Below are 14910 nucleotides of genomic sequence, written 5' to 3' on the forward strand. Positions count from 1 at the left end.
CCGAATATACGTCAACGGTTATATGCCTTCAAGGGCATTCAGGTGGGGCGGGAGCGGGACCGGGCGTTCGCGTGGATGGCCCGGCGCAGGTAGCCGGCCAGGCCAGGAGCGAGGTCCTCGTACACGGCGGTGAAACGGGGGTCCTCGACGTACATGTCGCCCAGGGCGCGGTGCACCTCGTACCCGCAGTCGTAGAACCAGCGGCTGATGTGCCCGCGGTGGCGCTCGGCCAGGTCCATCGCGTCGGGCCCGTCGGCGGGCAGGCCCGCCCGGCAGGCGGCGGCCAGGTCCCGTCCGAGGGCCTGCGCCTCCGCCTTGATCTCCAGCCAGTCGGCCCTGGTGTAGGAGGCGACGCGGCGCCGGCTCTGCTCGTAGCGCTCGCCGCCGCCCCAGCGGCGTTCCGCCTCGGCCTCGTGATCGGAGGGGCGGAAGCCGCCGAAGACCTCCAGCCGTTCCTGCGGGGTGAGGTTCAGGCCGAGCGTGCGGGCCTGCATGGCGCGTTCGACGGCGGCGATGACCTCGTGCAGGCGTTCGGCCTTGCGGGTGAGGAGTTCGTGCTGGCGGCGCAGGTGGGTGAGTTCGTCCGTGTGGGGGGCGTCGAGGATGACGGCGATCTCCTCCAGCGGGAAGCCGAGCTCGCGGTAGAGCAGGATCTGCTGCAGCCGGACGAGGTCGGCGTCGCCGTAGCGGCGGTACCCGGCGGCGGTGCGCTCGCTCGGGCTGAGCAGGCCGATCTCGTCGTAGTGGTGCAGGGTGCGGACGGTGACGCCGGCGAGCCTGGCGGCCTGTCCCACGGAGAGGCTCATGGTGCCAGCATCGTCCCTGACGTGACGTGAGGGTCAAACCGGCCGCCGTCGAGTGGACTCGGCCCCGGGGGGAGGGTCCATGCTTTCAGGCGTGGACCTTTCAGGGGAGGACGGGGAGCTGCTGCCGATCGGGCGGTTCGCCCGGCTGGGGCGGTTGAGCGTCAAGCAGTTGCGGCGGTACGACGAGCTGGGGTTGCTGCGGCCGGCGTACGTGGACGCGTACACGGGTTACCGCTACTACCGGCCGGAGCAGGCGCGGGTGGCGATGTCGATCGGGTTGCTGCGGTCACTGGACGTGCCGTTGCCGGTGATCGGGCGGGTGCTGGCGGGCGCGGAGGGCGCGCTTGAAGGGGTGCGTGAGGCGCTGGAGGCGGAGCTGGAGCGCCGGCGGCGGACGCTGGCGTCGCTGGAGCGGGTGATGGCGCACGGGCTGCCGGCGGCTGAGGTGCGGGTGGTGCGGGAGGCGTCGCGGCGGGTGCTGGCGGTGCGGGGGCTGGCGTCGGGGCCGGGGGACGTGGGCCGGGTGACGTCGGCGGCGGTGGCGCGGCTGACCGGGGAGCTGGCCGCGCGGTCGTCGGGGGCTCCGGGGCCGTTGCGGCTGGTGGGGGTGTTCCCGGTGGAGCTGGACGAGCCGGTGCCGGTGATGGTGGCGGCCGTCCTGGACGGCTCGCCGGGCGCGGGGAGCGCGGCGTGGGAGAGCGGCGGCGGTCTGGAGGCGGCGGAGCTGCCGGGAGGGGTGTTCGCGGCGGCGACGCATGTGGGGCCGTACGACCAGGTGGGGTTGACCGCGCACGCGGTGCTGGCCTGGTGTGCCGAGCGGCGGCGCGCGGTTCGGGGGTCGATGCGGGAGGTGTACGTGTCGGATCCGGCGGTGACGCCGCCGGAGGAGCTGGTGACGCGGGTGTGGGTGGAGGTGGAGGAGGAGTGAGGCTGTGGTCAGGTGCGGAACGTGGACAGGGGGGCGGTGCAGAGGGTCTGCTCGGCGTCGAACTCCTCGAACGTGCTGACGGGGCGGAAGCCGAGGCGGGCGGCGAGTTTCAGGGATCGCTTGTTCGCGGTCTGGGTCACGATCAGGACGGGCTGGTCGGGGAGTTCGTGGGCCGCGGCGCGCAGGGCGGCGGTCGCGGCCTCGAAGGCGAAGCCGGCGCCCCATGCGCTGCGCCGTAGGACGTAGCCGAGTTCCAGTTCCTCGCCGTCCTCGGTGACGTGCCCGGGGCGGTCGGTGGCGCGGCGGGCGAGCATCAGTGTCCCGATGACCTGGTCGGTGGTGTTGTCGGCGATGACGTAGCTGCCGGGGCTGGTGGTGGCGCCGGTGGCGAGGCGTGTGTCGAGACGCTGCTCGACCTCGTGCCGGGGCTGCGGGCCGCCGAGGTGTGCCCGGACCTCGGGGTCGGTGGAGAGCTCGATGAGTGCTTCGCGGTCGGCTTCGTGCAGTGTTGTGCGAAGCAGGAGTCGTTCCGATGGGATCTGCGCGGCGGACAGTGTGGGCGGTTGGCTCATGGGTCCATGATCTTAGGACGTGGACAGGATGTGGCGGAGTTCGTGGGCGAATGCGGTGGGGTGGGTGACGAAGCCCGCATGGCCGCCCGGGACCGTGATCGGTCTGACGCCCAGTCGTTCGGCCAGGGCCAGTGCCGTGTCGTGGGCGAGTTGTCCGCGCGACTGCTCGCCGACTGCCACCACGACGTGGTTGCGGGGGTCCACGACGGGCTCGTACGACAGGTAGGACCGTGCCGCGTGCCCGAAGAAGAACTCCAGGTTGGTCTGCATGCGGGCGAGTTTGGCCTGCATCTGTGTCATCGCCTCGGGTGACTCGGTGATTCCGCCGGGCGGGTTCGGGTCCCACTTGTCGAGGCCGGCGCCGGCCGCGAAGACCGCCATCGCCGCCCCCACGCCGCCGTTGCGGTAGGCCTCGTCAACTTCGCGGCCCAGGTTCCTGCGGGGGTCGTCGGCGGGGAGGAGGGAGATGGCGGGTGGTTCGTGGGTGACCACCGTGCGTACCAGGTGGGGGTGGCGGGCGGCGAGGGCGAGGGCTGTCAGGCCGCCGCTGCTGTTGCCGAAGACGTGCGCCGGTCCGCCGCCGGCGGCTTCGAGGACCGAGCGGGCGTCCTCCACCTGCGTCTCCATCGACACGTCGGCAGGCGGGCCGTCGGGCCGGCTGCGGGAGATGCCGCGGCAGTCGTAGGAGATCACGGTGTAGTGGTCGGTCAGCAGTGGTGTGATCGCGGTGAAGTCCCTGGCGTCGTCGGTGCCGCCGGCGATCAGCAGCAGTAACGGGCCCGATCCCTTCACTTCGTGGTACAGCTCCTTGCTCATGTCTCTTCCTCCGGTGGTTCGAGGGCGGCCGCGATTGCGCGCCGCCATGGTTCGTCCCAGGTCAGCCGTCCCTGCCGCAGGTCCTCGACCAGGCCGCGGACCCAGTCGAGTTCGGCGGTGAGCATCGCGCGGCGGTACCCCTCCTCCAGCAGGAACAGCGGCGGCACCTCGCGGGAGGCCTTGAGGGTCGACTCCACCTCCGCCAGTGCCGCGGCCAGTGCGTGGGCGCGGGTCTCCAGTTCCTTGCGTGCGATGTCCGGCGGGAGCCCGACCAGCACCGAGATGGCCGCGGCGAACTCGGGGAACTCGCCGCCCGTGGTGCGCAGCATCTCGCGCAGCCAGCGTTCGGCGGTTTCGCGGCCGAGGTCGGTGATGGCGTAGACGGTGCGGTCCGGGTGGCTGTCGGTGCTCTGTCGTTGCAGGACCTCCACCAGGCCGAGGCGGGTCAGCCGGTCGATGGTCTGGTAGAGGCTCGCCCGGCGTCTGACGTTCACCACGCGGTTCTTGCCGTACCGCTCGATGAGCTTGTGCATGCGGTAGACGTGCATGGGTTCCTCGGTGAGCAGCCCGAGCACGATGAGTCCGAGGGTGGAACGCTGCGCCATAGTCATAATCTAACTAGTCATGTTATGGCTAGCAAGTCCGGCGAGCGCGGTGCCGGTGCCGTCCTGAGGTGTCAGGGACGCTCGGCGGGCACGGGGACACGGCTCAGCGGTGCAGGGTGGCGGCTTCCTGCTCCACGCGTGACAGCTTGTCGGGATTGGACACGGCGTACAGGCCGGTGACGAGCCCGTCGTCCATGCGCAGCGTGATGACGGAGTGCAGGTCGCCGTCCAGCCGGAGGATCAGCGCCGGGTGCCCGTTGACGTGCGCCGGATGCAGCGACGCCGCGGGGGCGACCCGGCCCAGCCCGGCCACCAGGAGCTGGGCCACCCGGCCGGCCCCCACGATGGGCGTCCGCGCGGCCTGCACGACCCCGCCGCCGTCGGTCAGCAGGACGACGTCGGGCGCGAGGATGTCGAGCAGGCCGCGCAGGTCGCCCGTCTGGACCGCCCGCTGGAAGGCGTCGAGCGCGCTGCGGGTCTCGGCGGGGGAGACGTCGCCGCGCGGGCGGCGCGCGGCGACGTGGGTGCGCGCCCGGTGGGCGATCTGGCGGACGGTGGCCGGGGTCTTGGCGACGGCTTCGGCGATCTCGTCGTAGTCGAGGTCGAACACCTCGCGCAGCACGAACACCGCCCGCTCGGTGGGGGTGAGCGTCTCCAGCACCAGCAGCATGGCCGTCGAGAGGCTGTCGGCCAGTTCGACGTTCTCGGCCACGTCGGGTGTGGTGAGCAGCGGCTCGGGCAGCCAGGGGCCGACGTAGGACTCCTTGCGCCTGCCGAGCGTGCGCAGCCGGGACAGCGCCTGCCGGGTGACGATCCGGACCAGGTACGCCCGCTGGTCGCGCACGGTGTCGAGGTCGACGCCGGACCATCGCAGCCAGGTCTCCTGCAGGGCGTCCTCGGCGTCGGCGGCGGAGCCGAGCATCTCGTAGGCGACGGTGAACAGCAGGTTGCGGTGGGCGACGAACGCCTCGGTGGCGGGGTCCGGGTGGCTGGTGGTGGTGTCGCTGTGCTCGCTCATGACCGGCTCCTGCTGTTCGTTCTCGTTCTCTACCGTGCCATGCACAGGACGCCGCCTCCTGCCGCTTTGTGACACTGCGGCGCGGTGGCGCACGTCACATCGGGGTCCTGTCACAGGGGGCGGGTGGCCGACATCTTGTGGTCGTCCCGTGCGACGGCACGCGACACCACCACCACGAGTGAGGACGACACCATGGAACCTCGTATCGACCTGATGGCCAACGAGCTCGGCGCCAAGATCGCCAAGCGGGTCTACAACGTCAGCCTGGCGATCGAGCAGTCGACGCTGCCCAAGGCCACCCAGCACCTGGTGATGCTGCGCGTCAGCCAGATCAACGGCTGCGCTTTCTGCGTCGACTTCCACTCCAAGGACGCCGCGGCCGCGGGGGAGAGCACGGTGCGGCTGAACCTGGCCGCCGTCTGGCGGGAGTCGACGGTGTTCACCGAGGCCGAGCGGGCGGCGCTGGCGCTGGCCGAGGAGGGCACGCGGCTCGCGGACGCGCATCAGGGGGTGTGCGACGAGACCTGGGCGCAGGTGCGCAAGCACTACGACGACGACCAGATCGCGGCGCTCGTCTCCCTGGTCGCGATGATCAACGCGGCGAACCGGATGAACGTGATCGTCCGGAACGTTGGGGGCTCCTACGAGCCCGGGATGTTCGCCGGCATGTCTAGCTGACCACCGCACTGGCCACCGCACTGGCCGGCGCACTGACCAGCGCACTGACCAGCGGACCGACCACCGCACTGACCCGGCGGGCGAGCCTGGCGCGGTCCGGCCACTGAGCGGTGCGCTGACCGGCGGGCGAGCCGGCCCGGCTCGGGGATCAACCACTCCGGGCCGGGCCGGACCCCTGCGCCGCACAGGCCCGGCACGGTCCGTGGATGGGCCGCGCCGGCGCCGCGTCGGACAGATCCCTCGGGTTTCGACCATGCGTCGAGGCGAGTTCCTCGTCGTCGCGGCCCTGTCCGGCCTGGCGTCGTCCTGCGGCGCCGGTTCCGGGCCCGCACTTCCGAGGTCCGCACATCCGGGCCCGCACTGCCGGTCCGTACATCCGGGCCCGCACCGGGTCCATGGCTGCGAGGTCCGCACCTCCGAGGGCCGCGCTCGATCTCGGCAATCCCCTGCGGGCGCCCCGCCGCTTCACCCCAAGCCGGGCAAGGACGGCGTGCGGCGTTTCGAGCCGTTCATACAGGCGGGCCGGACACAGATCCTGCCCGGCAACCAGACGCCCGCCGTGGGGCCTCTCCGCGGCCTTCCTCAGTCCGACGCCTCGCGCCACCCGGGGCGACACCGTCCAGACAGCCGTACGCAACGGGCCGACGCCCTCAGGCTCGGCCTGCCTGCCTACCGGCTACGGTGCCGACGACTTCCCGCTGCTCCTGCAGGACCAGAGGTTCGCCACCGACGGACCCTCCGAGGGCGGCCCGGTGAAGGACACCTTCCGGTCTCCACCGCATCCTCGTCGGCGGGACCTGCAACCCGTACCTGGGCCGCCACCACCGAGCGGGTGCGGCTGTGCGCCGCTTCGTTGGCCTCGGCCACCTCCCAGCGGTTCGTCCTGCCCTTCGTGGCCTCGGCGGCCGCCCCCGCGCATGAGCTGCCGGCGTAGGCGGTGGCCGTGTTCGGCGCCGGCCACGTACGGATCGTCCAGAGCGAAGCGGTCCTGGCCGGACCGGAAGCCGATCAGCCGCAGCCGGGAGACGTAGCCGGGAGACGTAGCCGGGAGACGTAGCCGGCGGGCTGATCGTCCCGCTCGGCGATCAGGCAGGTGATCTCCGGCCGTGCCGGTATCCGCCGCGGCTCGCCGACGGTCACGAGCTTCCGGAGCTGTGCCCGCCCGGCCCGCACGATGAGCGGCCCGACCAGCCCGGCGGAAAAGGGAGAGCCGCCGCTGCGGCGTGCGTTGAGCGCCAGTCCCGTCGCGGCGGAGCACTACGGGCAGTCGCGACCTCATGCCGGATGGCCGAGCGCGGCGCGCCTGGACGGGCGCTGCCGGGGGTTCGGTGGACCGGCGGGGCCGGGCCTGAGGCGTCGGCTCGGTGTCGGTCGCCCGGTCGTGTCTGCTACGGTAAGGTCTGTTCTTAGTAAGTCAACTAACTCACAACGGAGCAAGAATCATGATCGTTGTGACGGGCGCCACAGGGAACGTCGGCCGGGAGCTCGCCGGCCTGCTCGCCGCCGCGGGGGAGCAGGTGACCGCCGTCTCCAGGAACGCCGCCGACCTGCCGCACAACGTCCGGCACGTCCAGGCCGACCTGGCCGACCCCGCCACCCTGCGGCCCGCGTTCGACGGGGCCGAGGCCCTGTTCCTCCTGGTGGCGGGCGACGACCCGCACGCCGTCCTGGCCACCGCCGCGCACGCGGGCGTCCGCCGGGTCGTGCTGCTGTCCTCGCAGGGCGCCGGCACTCGACCGGACAGCTACCGCCACCCCGCCGCCTTCGAACAAGCCGTAAAAGACTCCGGGCTGGAGTGGACGATCCTGCGGCCGGGCGGCTTCGCCTCCAACGCCTACGCCTGGGCCGAGAGCGTCCGCGCCCGGCGCACGGCCGCCGCGCCGTTCGGCGACGTCGGGCTGCCGGTCATCGACCCGGCCGACATCGCCGAGGTCGCCTCCGCCGTCCTGCGCGAGCCCGGCCACGCAAGCCGTACCTACGAGCTGACCGGCCCCGAGCTCCTCACCCCACGCGAGCGGGCCGCCGCCATCGGCCAGGCGCTGGGCGAGCCCGTACGGTTCGTCGAACAGTCCCGCGACGAGGCCCGCGCGCAGATGCTGCACCTGATGCCCGAACCGGTCGCCGACGCCACCCTCGCCATCCTCGGCGCCCCCACACCGGCCGAGCAGCGGATCAGCCCGGACGTCGAGCGCGTCCTCGGCCGCGCACCCCGCACCTTCGCCACCTGGGCCGCCCGCAACCTGGCCGCCTTCCGCTGACCTCACACGCCAGATCCGCCCGCCCTGCCCGGCCCCTCCGGCGACAAGGAGTCCCCATGCCCACCCAGAACGTCCTCGACTCGGCGATCCACTACCAGGAACTCGGCACGGGCGCGCCCGTGGTCTTCCTGCACGGCAACCCCACCTCCTCCCACCTGTGGCGGAACGTTCTCCCGGCCGTCGGGCCGGGACGGCTCCTCGCCCCCGACCTCATCGGCATGGGCAGATCCGGCAAACCCGGCATCGCTTACACTTTCGCCGACCACGCCCGCTACCTGGACGCCTGGTTCGACGCCCTCGGCCTCGACGAGGTGATCCTCGTCGGCCACGACTGGGGCGGCGCCCTCGCCTTCGACTGGGCCGCCCGCCACCCCGGCCGCGTACGAGGCGTGGCCTTCACCGAGACCATCGTCAGACCGATGTCGTGGCAGGAGTTCCCCGAGGGCGGCCGCGACCTGTTCCGCGCCATCAAGACCGACGACGTCGGCGAGCGCATGATCCTCGACGGCAACGCCTTCATCGAACAGGCGCTGCCCGGCACCGTCGCGACCCCGCTCAGCCAGGCCGACCTCGACGTCTACCGCGCGCCCTACCCGACGAGGGAGAGCCGGCTGCCGCTGCTGCAGTGGCCGCGTTCGATGCCGCTCGGTGGCCGGCCCGCCGACGTCGTCGCCAGGATCGAGGCCTACGACCGGTGGCTGGCCACCAGCACCCGGGTGCCGAAACTGCTGATCACCTTCGCGCCCGGCCCTGGCACGATGATGGGCCCGGCCCTGATCGACTGGTGCACGTCCCACATCGCGGCGCTCGACGTCTCCCGGCACGACGAGGTCGCCGGGCACCACACCCCGGAAGACCAGCCGCACGCCATCGCGGCCGACATCGCCGCCTGGGCCGACGAGCACGCCCTGCGCTGACCGCACCGGCCGGCGGCCACGAAGGAGCGAGGCGTCACACGCCGCGCCCCTTCCCGAGCCGCCCGTCGGTGGCGTCATCCGGGAGGCTCGGAGCGGACGCGGTTCCTACGCGGCCCCCGACCTGCCTTCCGCCTGCCAGGTGTCACGCAGGGTCTTCAAGGCGCCGCCCCAGGCGAGGAGCTCGTCCAGCATGGCGCGACCGCGTCGGCGTGGCGGGCCGCCGGGGCGAGGACGTGGAAGTCCTCCTCTGATCATGAGTACGTCCTCCGCCCCCGAGGCGGCGGCCAGCTGGATCAGCAGAGTGCCGCCTCCACCAGCACCCACTCGCCCGGACGCACCCCGGCCTGCCGGTGCAGGGGCACCGCTGTCCGCCCATCGGCCAGCAGCGCCACCGCATCGCGCAGCCTCACCCGCGCCGGGACGGGGACGAGGCCTCCGAGGCGTCGCCGTGCGCCAGCGAGGGCCATCGGTCCGCGGCCCACTCCGGCCAGCCCGGCCACCCCGCCGGCGGACCGGGGATGTCGCCGCCGCCGAGTTCGGCGGCATCCGGCGCCTGGAACCGCTCCCGCCACTCGTCGAGGTCCGCCTCGCTCATCGGGAAGGTCGTGTGGGGTGCGGTCGCCTGGCGGTGTGCGATCCGGGCGCGTTGGACGTCCTCGTCGACGGGCAGGTAGATCACTTGGCAGGCCGCCCCGGCCGACGCCGCCAGCCGGCGCAGCGCCGACCGTTCGTCGCGGCTCCAGAGCCCGAAGTCGAGCACGACGTCGGTGCCCAGCCGCAGCGCCCGCAGGGCCAGCGCGATGAGCCGTCCTTCCAGGACGTCGCGCTTGCCGTCGGGCTGCGCCCCGTCGAACAGGGAGATCATCCACTCGTCCGGGGTCAGCCGCAGCGCGCCGTGCGCCGCGGCGAGTTCTTCGGCCCGGGTGGTCTTTCCTGCGCCGGGGAGCCCGACCATCAGGAGAAGCCGGGCGGGTCCGGCCTGCACGCCATGGGTCGGCTTCGCGCGCGCGGCGGCTGCGGCCGGCTCGCCGGCGACGGCGGGGAACGCCTCGGGCGCGCGCGGGAAAGGAGCTCGGTGCGGTGGAGGGAACTGCTGCGACATGGATGCGCTCTCCCGATCAGACACGACGATCCGGCAGCACGGCCAGCCGCGGGACCGGGCCGCCGCGGGACACCGACCCGGCGGTACGCCCTGGCGCTGCCCCCGGCGGGGCAGGCGATGACGCAGCGGTCACGGCAACCGCGATACCGTCGCTAAGCGGTGGTGCGGATGTGCAGAGCGGCGAAGCAACCCATGCCGCCACGATAACCCACAGCACCGGCACGGGCGTCGGCCGCGATCAACCACCGTTCGGTACACCCCCGCGCCCCGCCCGACCAGTGCACCCGGCCGGACCTGCGCCGACTGCGCCACCTACCCCGGCCGAAGCGGTATAGAAATCGAGGTACGGGCATGCCGGGTATAGAGTGGACCCATGGTGCGACCTCCGCTGACCCCCGAGGAGCGGCTCCGCGGTGAGCAGCTCGGTCACATACTGCGCAACGCCCGGGGCGAGCGCAGCATCGTCGAGGTCGCCGCCGCCGCCGGCATGTCCGCGGAGACCCTCCGCAAGATCGAGACCGGCCGCATCGCCACCCCCGCGTTCTTCACCATCGCCTCCCTGGCCGACGTGCTCGGCGTCTCCCTCGACCACCTCGCCGTCCGCAGCACCCCCACCCCCACCTAGCGCACACGCGGGCGGGGCGGCGGAGCCTAGGAACCGGCCGCCGGCCCCGGACGGCGCAGCAGCGGGTGCGTCCGCATCGCCACCTCCAGCTCGCCCGGCAGCTCGTCACGGTAACGCCCCAGCGTCGACAGGTCGCTGTGCCCCAGCACCCGCCGCACCGCGTCCATGTCCACCGCGTCGGCCAGCAGATGCGTCGCCGTCGTGTGACGCAGCCCGTGCGGCGTCACCGAACGCCGCCGGTCGGGATCGACCCGCCGCTGCACCCGGTCGATCACCGCCTGCACGTCGCCGCGCGCCAGCCGCCGCCCCCGCCACGACAGCAGCAGCGCCTTGTCCTCGCCGCCCGCCTGCCGCCCCCGCGCAAGGTACTCCTGCAGCACCCGCGCCACGTCATCGGGCAACGGCACATCCCGTGTACGCCCGCCCTTGCCGAAGATCCGCCAGTACCGTACGCCGTCGTTGGTGAAGAAGTCCTCGACGTTGGCGCGCACCAGCTCCGACACCCTCGGCCCCACCGTGGCCAGCAGCAGCACGATCAGCGCGTCACGCAACTCGGTGCGCTGGTCGCGTCGCCCGCCCTCACCGGCGCCCGACCCCGGCAGCGCCTGCGCCGCCCCGATCAGCCCCTCGGCCTGCTCACGCGTCAGCGCCCGCCGCTGGGGACGCAGCCCGCCCCGCTCCCGCGCCGTGACCGTGGCCAGCGCCATCGGGTTGACCTGCACCCACCCGGCCAGCGCCGCGTGCTTGAACAGCGCGGAGATCGACCTGCGGAACCGCGCCTGCGACGACGGCGACTGCCCCCCGCCGGCACCCCCACCCGAGCCGCCACCCGAGCCGCCACGCGGACCGGCACCCGGACCGGCGCCCGGACCGGCGGGGGAGCGGCGGCCGTCGGGCCTGCGGGCGAACGCCAGCAGGATCGCGTCGACGTCCTCACCCGTCAGGTCGTCCAGGACCGTCGCCTCGCCCGCCAGATCCACCAGCGTCGCCACGTCACGCGCGTACACCTCGGCCGTGGACGGCGACAGCGAACCCGTCACCGTCCTGGCCCGCACCAGCTCCACGTACCTCGCCGCCGCCTCGGCCACCGTCAACCGGTTCAGCTCCGCAGGCCGCACCCGCCGCCTCCTCCGCTCGTACCCGACAACCCGCCGGGCACGACCGTAGCGGCCCCCACCGACAGAAACAGCGCCCCGCGGCGACCGGGAAGCCGGCGAAGGAGGTCAGATGTCGCGGAACGTCTCGATCCGCGCCCCCACCGCGTTCAGCCGCTCCGCCAGCTCCTCGTACCCCCGGTTGATCACGTACACGTTCCGCAGCACCGACGTGCCCTCCGCGGCCATCATCGCCAGCAGCACCACCACCGCGGGACGCAGCGCCGGCGGGCACATCATCTCCGCGCTGCGCCAGCGCGTCGGCCCCTCCACCAGCACCCGGTGCGGGTCGAGCAGCTTCACCGACGCGCCCAGCCGCGTCAGCTCCGTCAGATAGATCGCCCGGTTGTCGTACACCCAGTCGTGGATCAGCGTCGAACCCTGCGCCGAGGCCGCGATCGCCGCGAAGAACGGCACGTTGTCGATGTTGAGACCGGGGAACGGCATCGGGTGGATCTTGTCGATGGGGGAGACCAGCTTCGACGGCCGCACCGTCAGGTCCACCAGCCGGGTGCGCCCGTTGGCCGCCGCGTACTCCGGCCCGCGGTCGTGGTCGAGCCCCATCTCCTCCAGCACCGCGAGCTCGATCTCCAGGAACTCCACCGGCACCCGGCAGATCGTCAGCTCCGAGCTGGTCACCAGCGCCGCCGCCAGCAGGCTCATCGCCTCCACCGGGTCCTCGGAGGGGGAGTAGTCGACGTCCCGCTCGATCGAGGCCACCCCGTGCACGGTCAGCGTCGTCGTGCCGATGCCCTCCACCCGCACGCCCAGCTGCTCCAGGAAGAAGCACAGGTCCTGCACCATGTAGTTCGACGAGGCGTTGCGGATCACCGTCACCCCGTCGTGCCGCGCCGCCGCCAGCAGCGCGTTCTCCGTCACCGTGTCGCCGCGCTCGGTCAGCACGATCGGCCGCCGCGGCGACACGTCCCGGTCCACCCGGGCGTGGTAGAAGCCGCCTGTCGCGGTGATGTCCAGCCCGAAGTGCCGCAACGCCGTCATGTGCGGCTGCACCGTGCGGGTGCCCAGGTCGCAGCCGCCGGCGTAGGGGATCTCGAACTGGTCGGTACGGTGCATGAGCGGGCCGAGGAACATGATGACGCTGCGCGTCCTGCGGGCCGCCTCGGTGTCCATCGACTCCAGTTCGAGCCGGGCGGGCGGGACGATCTCCAGGTCGTTGCCCTCGTTGATCCAGCGTGCCCGTACCCCGATGGAGGCCAGCACCTCCAGGATGCGGTACACCTCCTCGATCCGGGCCACCTTGCGCAGGATCGTCCGGCCGGAGTTGAGCAGCGACGCGCACAGCAGCGCCACGCACGCGTTCTTCGACGTCTTGACGTCGATGCTGCCCGACAGCCTCCGGCCGCCGACCACCCGCAGATGCATCGGCCCTGCGTAGCCCAGCGACACGATCTCGCTGTCCAACGCCTCGCCGATCCGCGCGATCATCTCAAGACTGATGTTCTGGTTGCCGCGCTCGATGCGGTTCACCGCGCTCTGGCTCGTTCCCAGAGCGTCGGCGAGCTGCAGTTGCGTCCAACCCCGATGCTGCCGCGCGTCGCGGATCAACCGGCCGATCCGCGCAAGATAGTCGTCTCCCACAGGACGAGACCATATCTCACATATGAGATGGCACCGCGAAGCCGGGTCCCGACGCGCCGGACAACTCCCGGTGCGCCGCCAGATGCACCGGAGTGGCCTGCGCCTTCCGCTTGTGCACGAACGCCTGCCGCGCCGCCCGGAAGCCGTTGCGGTCGTCGAACATGTCCCGGCTCATCTCCGCCAGCTCCTCGGCCCGGTACGCCTCCAGCGGCCTGCGCCGCTCGTCCGACTCCCGCACCCGCCGACGAACACCCAGCAACTCCTCATACCGGGCATCCACCGCCAGGCGCTCAGCATACTCCAGCACCCGCCGCTCGAACTCCGCCCGCGGCCCCGCCAGCATCCGGTCCGCCAGCCCCACCTCCACGGCCTCCGCCGCGCCCACCGGCAGCGCCCGCCCCGTCAGCCGCGCCGCCTGCTCCGCCCCCACCCGCCGCGGCAGCACGTACGTCCAGTACTCACTGCCGAACAACCCCATCGTCCGGTAGTGCGGGTTCAGCACCACACCCTCACGCACCACCACCCGGTCGGCGCCCAGCCCCATCATCACGCCCCCCGCACCCGCGTTGCCGCCGATCGACGTCACCACGAGCTGGCTCACACACCCGACGATCTCCCGGCACGCCGCGTTGATCGCGTTGATGTTGCGCCACGCCTCCGTCTCCGGGTGCCGCGCCGCCTCGATCACGTTCAGATGGATGCCGTTGGAGAACACCTCGCCGCCGCGCACCACCAGCACCCGCGTGTCCTGCGCCACCGCGTACCGCAGCGCCGCCGTCAGCCGCCGGCACTGCTCGGTGGACATCGCCCCGTTGTAGAAGTCGAACCCCACCACGCCCACCGGGCCGCGCCGCTCGTAGGTGATCTCGCTGAACCCGGAGCGTTCCGGCACATCGTCCAGCAGGCCCTGCGGCAGCGCGCCCGCCACCATGGCCTCGGTCAGCGCCGCGGCGGCCGGCAGCTTCACCGCGCCCTCGGACTCCATCCGCAGCTGGCCGACCCACACCGTCCCCTGGCCCGCGTGCATCAGGACCGCGCCCTCGCGCCGCCCCGCCAGCGTCCCGGGGCGGCCGGGCAGCTGCGGCCCGGGACGCACGTCGAACACCCGCACGGGAACGTCCAGCAGCCGCGTCCTGCCGCCGGGGGAGCCGTCGGCCGCCCGCACGGTGCGCACGATCCGCTCCACCGGCTCCTCCCAGGAGAACTCCCGGTCGGCGTGCCGCATCGCCCGCCGCAGCCGCCCCTGCACGGGGGAGGCCACGTACTCGGCCGGCACCGGCGTGAACGAGGGGTCGGCGGCCCTGGCCGCCACCTCGGCCACCAGCTCCACGGCCGCGTCGGCGACCGGCCCGTTGTAGAGGGACGACTTGCGCGGCGCCTCGGCGGGCAGCGTGAAGGTGCGGAAGCCCCAGATGGGGCCGGCGTCCATCTCCTCGACCGCCTGCAGCGCGGTGACGCCCCAGGCGGGCTCGCCGTCGGTGATGGCCCAGTCGAGGGAGGAGGGGCCGCGGTCGCCGGGCGGGCCCGGGTGGATGATGACGGTGCGGTGGCCCTGCCAGACGCGCGCGGGCACCTTCTCCTTCAGGAACGGGCAGATCACCAGGTCGGGCTTGGCCAGTTCGACCGCCTCGGCCATGACGTCCTGCGAGACGGCCAGCTCGACGCTCACCTCGTGCCCGGCGCGGCGCAACTCCAGCCAGGCGCGCTGGGTCAGTCCGTTGAACGAGGAGCAAAGCAGCAGGATGCGCACGGGTGGACTTCCTTCGGGCGGGGGAGTACGGCTGCGGGCCGGGACCGCCGCGGGAGGCCCGTACGGCCCCACTGGTTAACGG

Annotated in this window: 14 protein-coding genes; 5 read left to right on the plus strand and 9 right to left on the minus strand. The window is 72.7% G+C overall.

Annotation, left to right across the window (positions count from 1 at the left end):
* Window positions 1-38: 38 nt before the first annotated feature.
* Entirely contained in the window at window positions 39-806 is a 768-nt protein-coding gene (locus tag BMX74_RS04325) for a MerR family transcriptional regulator (protein ID WP_091098440.1), read from the minus strand.
* Between the two features lie 91 nt (window positions 807-897).
* Between BMX74_RS04325 and BMX74_RS04330 the strand changes: the two genes are divergently transcribed.
* The gene (locus BMX74_RS04330) at window positions 898-1734 is read left to right on the plus strand and encodes a MerR family transcriptional regulator (RefSeq protein ID WP_256256767.1); all 837 of its coding nucleotides are present in this window, start codon (window positions 898-900) and stop codon (window positions 1732-1734) included.
* 8 nt (window positions 1735-1742) lie between these two features.
* On the opposite strand, the gene BMX74_RS04335 is transcribed toward BMX74_RS04330, so the two are convergent.
* The 4 genes from BMX74_RS04335 to BMX74_RS44850 all read right to left on the minus strand — a co-directional run bounded on the left by BMX74_RS04335 (window position 1743) and on the right by BMX74_RS44850 (window position 4745).
* Complete coding sequence (locus BMX74_RS04335) at window positions 1743-2306, minus strand: GNAT family N-acetyltransferase (protein ID WP_091098446.1); 564 nt, start codon at window positions 2304-2306, stop codon at window positions 1743-1745.
* 12 nt (window positions 2307-2318) lie between these two features.
* Window positions 2319-3122, minus strand: coding sequence for an alpha/beta fold hydrolase (locus tag BMX74_RS04340; RefSeq protein WP_091098448.1), 804 nt, complete (start codon window positions 3120-3122; stop codon window positions 2319-2321).
* Window positions 3119-3727, minus strand: a complete 609-nt coding sequence (locus BMX74_RS04345) for a PadR family transcriptional regulator (RefSeq protein ID WP_055501723.1) — start codon at window positions 3725-3727, stop codon at window positions 3119-3121. Before BMX74_RS04345 ends, BMX74_RS04340 begins: the two co-directional genes overlap by 4 nt.
* 103 nt (window positions 3728-3830) lie before the next feature.
* A complete protein-coding gene (locus BMX74_RS44850; RefSeq protein ID WP_218153870.1) occupies window positions 3831-4745 on the minus strand; it encodes an RNA polymerase sigma-70 factor in 915 nt (304 codons plus the stop codon).
* 192 nt (window positions 4746-4937) lie between these two features.
* On the opposite strand from BMX74_RS44850, the gene BMX74_RS44855 reads away from it, so the two are divergent.
* From BMX74_RS44855 to BMX74_RS04360, 3 genes are all read left to right on the plus strand, one after another.
* Window positions 4938-5423, plus strand: coding sequence for a carboxymuconolactone decarboxylase family protein (locus BMX74_RS44855; protein ID WP_218153871.1), 486 nt, complete (start codon window positions 4938-4940; stop codon window positions 5421-5423).
* 1442 nt (window positions 5424-6865) lie between these two features.
* Complete coding sequence (locus BMX74_RS04355; protein WP_091098452.1) at window positions 6866-7681, plus strand: NAD(P)H-binding protein; 816 nt, start codon at window positions 6866-6868, stop codon at window positions 7679-7681.
* A 56-nt stretch (window positions 7682-7737) separates the two neighbouring features.
* On the plus strand, window positions 7738-8598 hold the full coding sequence (locus tag BMX74_RS04360; RefSeq protein ID WP_091098455.1) for a haloalkane dehalogenase: 861 nt from the start codon (window positions 7738-7740) through the stop codon (window positions 8596-8598).
* 406 nt (window positions 8599-9004) lie between these two features.
* On the opposite strand, the gene BMX74_RS04370 is transcribed toward BMX74_RS04360, so the two are convergent.
* Entirely contained in the window at window positions 9005-9700 is a 696-nt protein-coding gene (locus tag BMX74_RS04370; RefSeq protein WP_256256768.1) for a P-loop nucleotide/nucleoside kinase family protein, read from the minus strand.
* A 373-nt stretch (window positions 9701-10073) separates the two neighbouring features.
* Between BMX74_RS04370 and BMX74_RS04375 the strand changes: the two genes are divergently transcribed.
* A complete protein-coding gene (locus BMX74_RS04375; RefSeq protein ID WP_055501728.1) occupies window positions 10074-10325 on the plus strand; it encodes a helix-turn-helix domain-containing protein in 252 nt (83 codons plus the stop codon).
* Between the two features lie 26 nt (window positions 10326-10351).
* Here the strand turns inward: BMX74_RS04375 and BMX74_RS04380 are convergent, their stop codons facing one another.
* The 3 genes from BMX74_RS04380 to BMX74_RS04390 form a co-directional block, all read right to left on the minus strand.
* Complete coding sequence (locus tag BMX74_RS04380) at window positions 10352-11443, minus strand: tyrosine-type recombinase/integrase (RefSeq protein ID WP_091098458.1); 1092 nt, start codon at window positions 11441-11443, stop codon at window positions 10352-10354.
* A 105-nt stretch (window positions 11444-11548) separates the two neighbouring features.
* Window positions 11549-13078: a helix-turn-helix domain-containing protein gene (locus BMX74_RS04385; RefSeq protein ID WP_055501730.1), complete on the minus strand. Its 1530-nt coding sequence runs from the start codon at window positions 13076-13078 to the stop codon at window positions 11549-11551.
* Window positions 13079-13094: 16 nt separating this feature from the next.
* Window positions 13095-14828, minus strand: a complete 1734-nt coding sequence (locus BMX74_RS04390) for an enoyl-CoA hydratase-related protein (protein ID WP_091098459.1) — start codon at window positions 14826-14828, stop codon at window positions 13095-13097.
* Between the last annotated feature and the right edge of the window lie 82 nt (window positions 14829-14910).

The sequence above is a fragment of the Nonomuraea pusilla genome (assembly GCF_900109355.1).
GTDB classification, from domain to species: Bacteria; Actinomycetota; Actinomycetes; order Streptosporangiales; family Streptosporangiaceae; genus Nonomuraea; species Nonomuraea pusilla.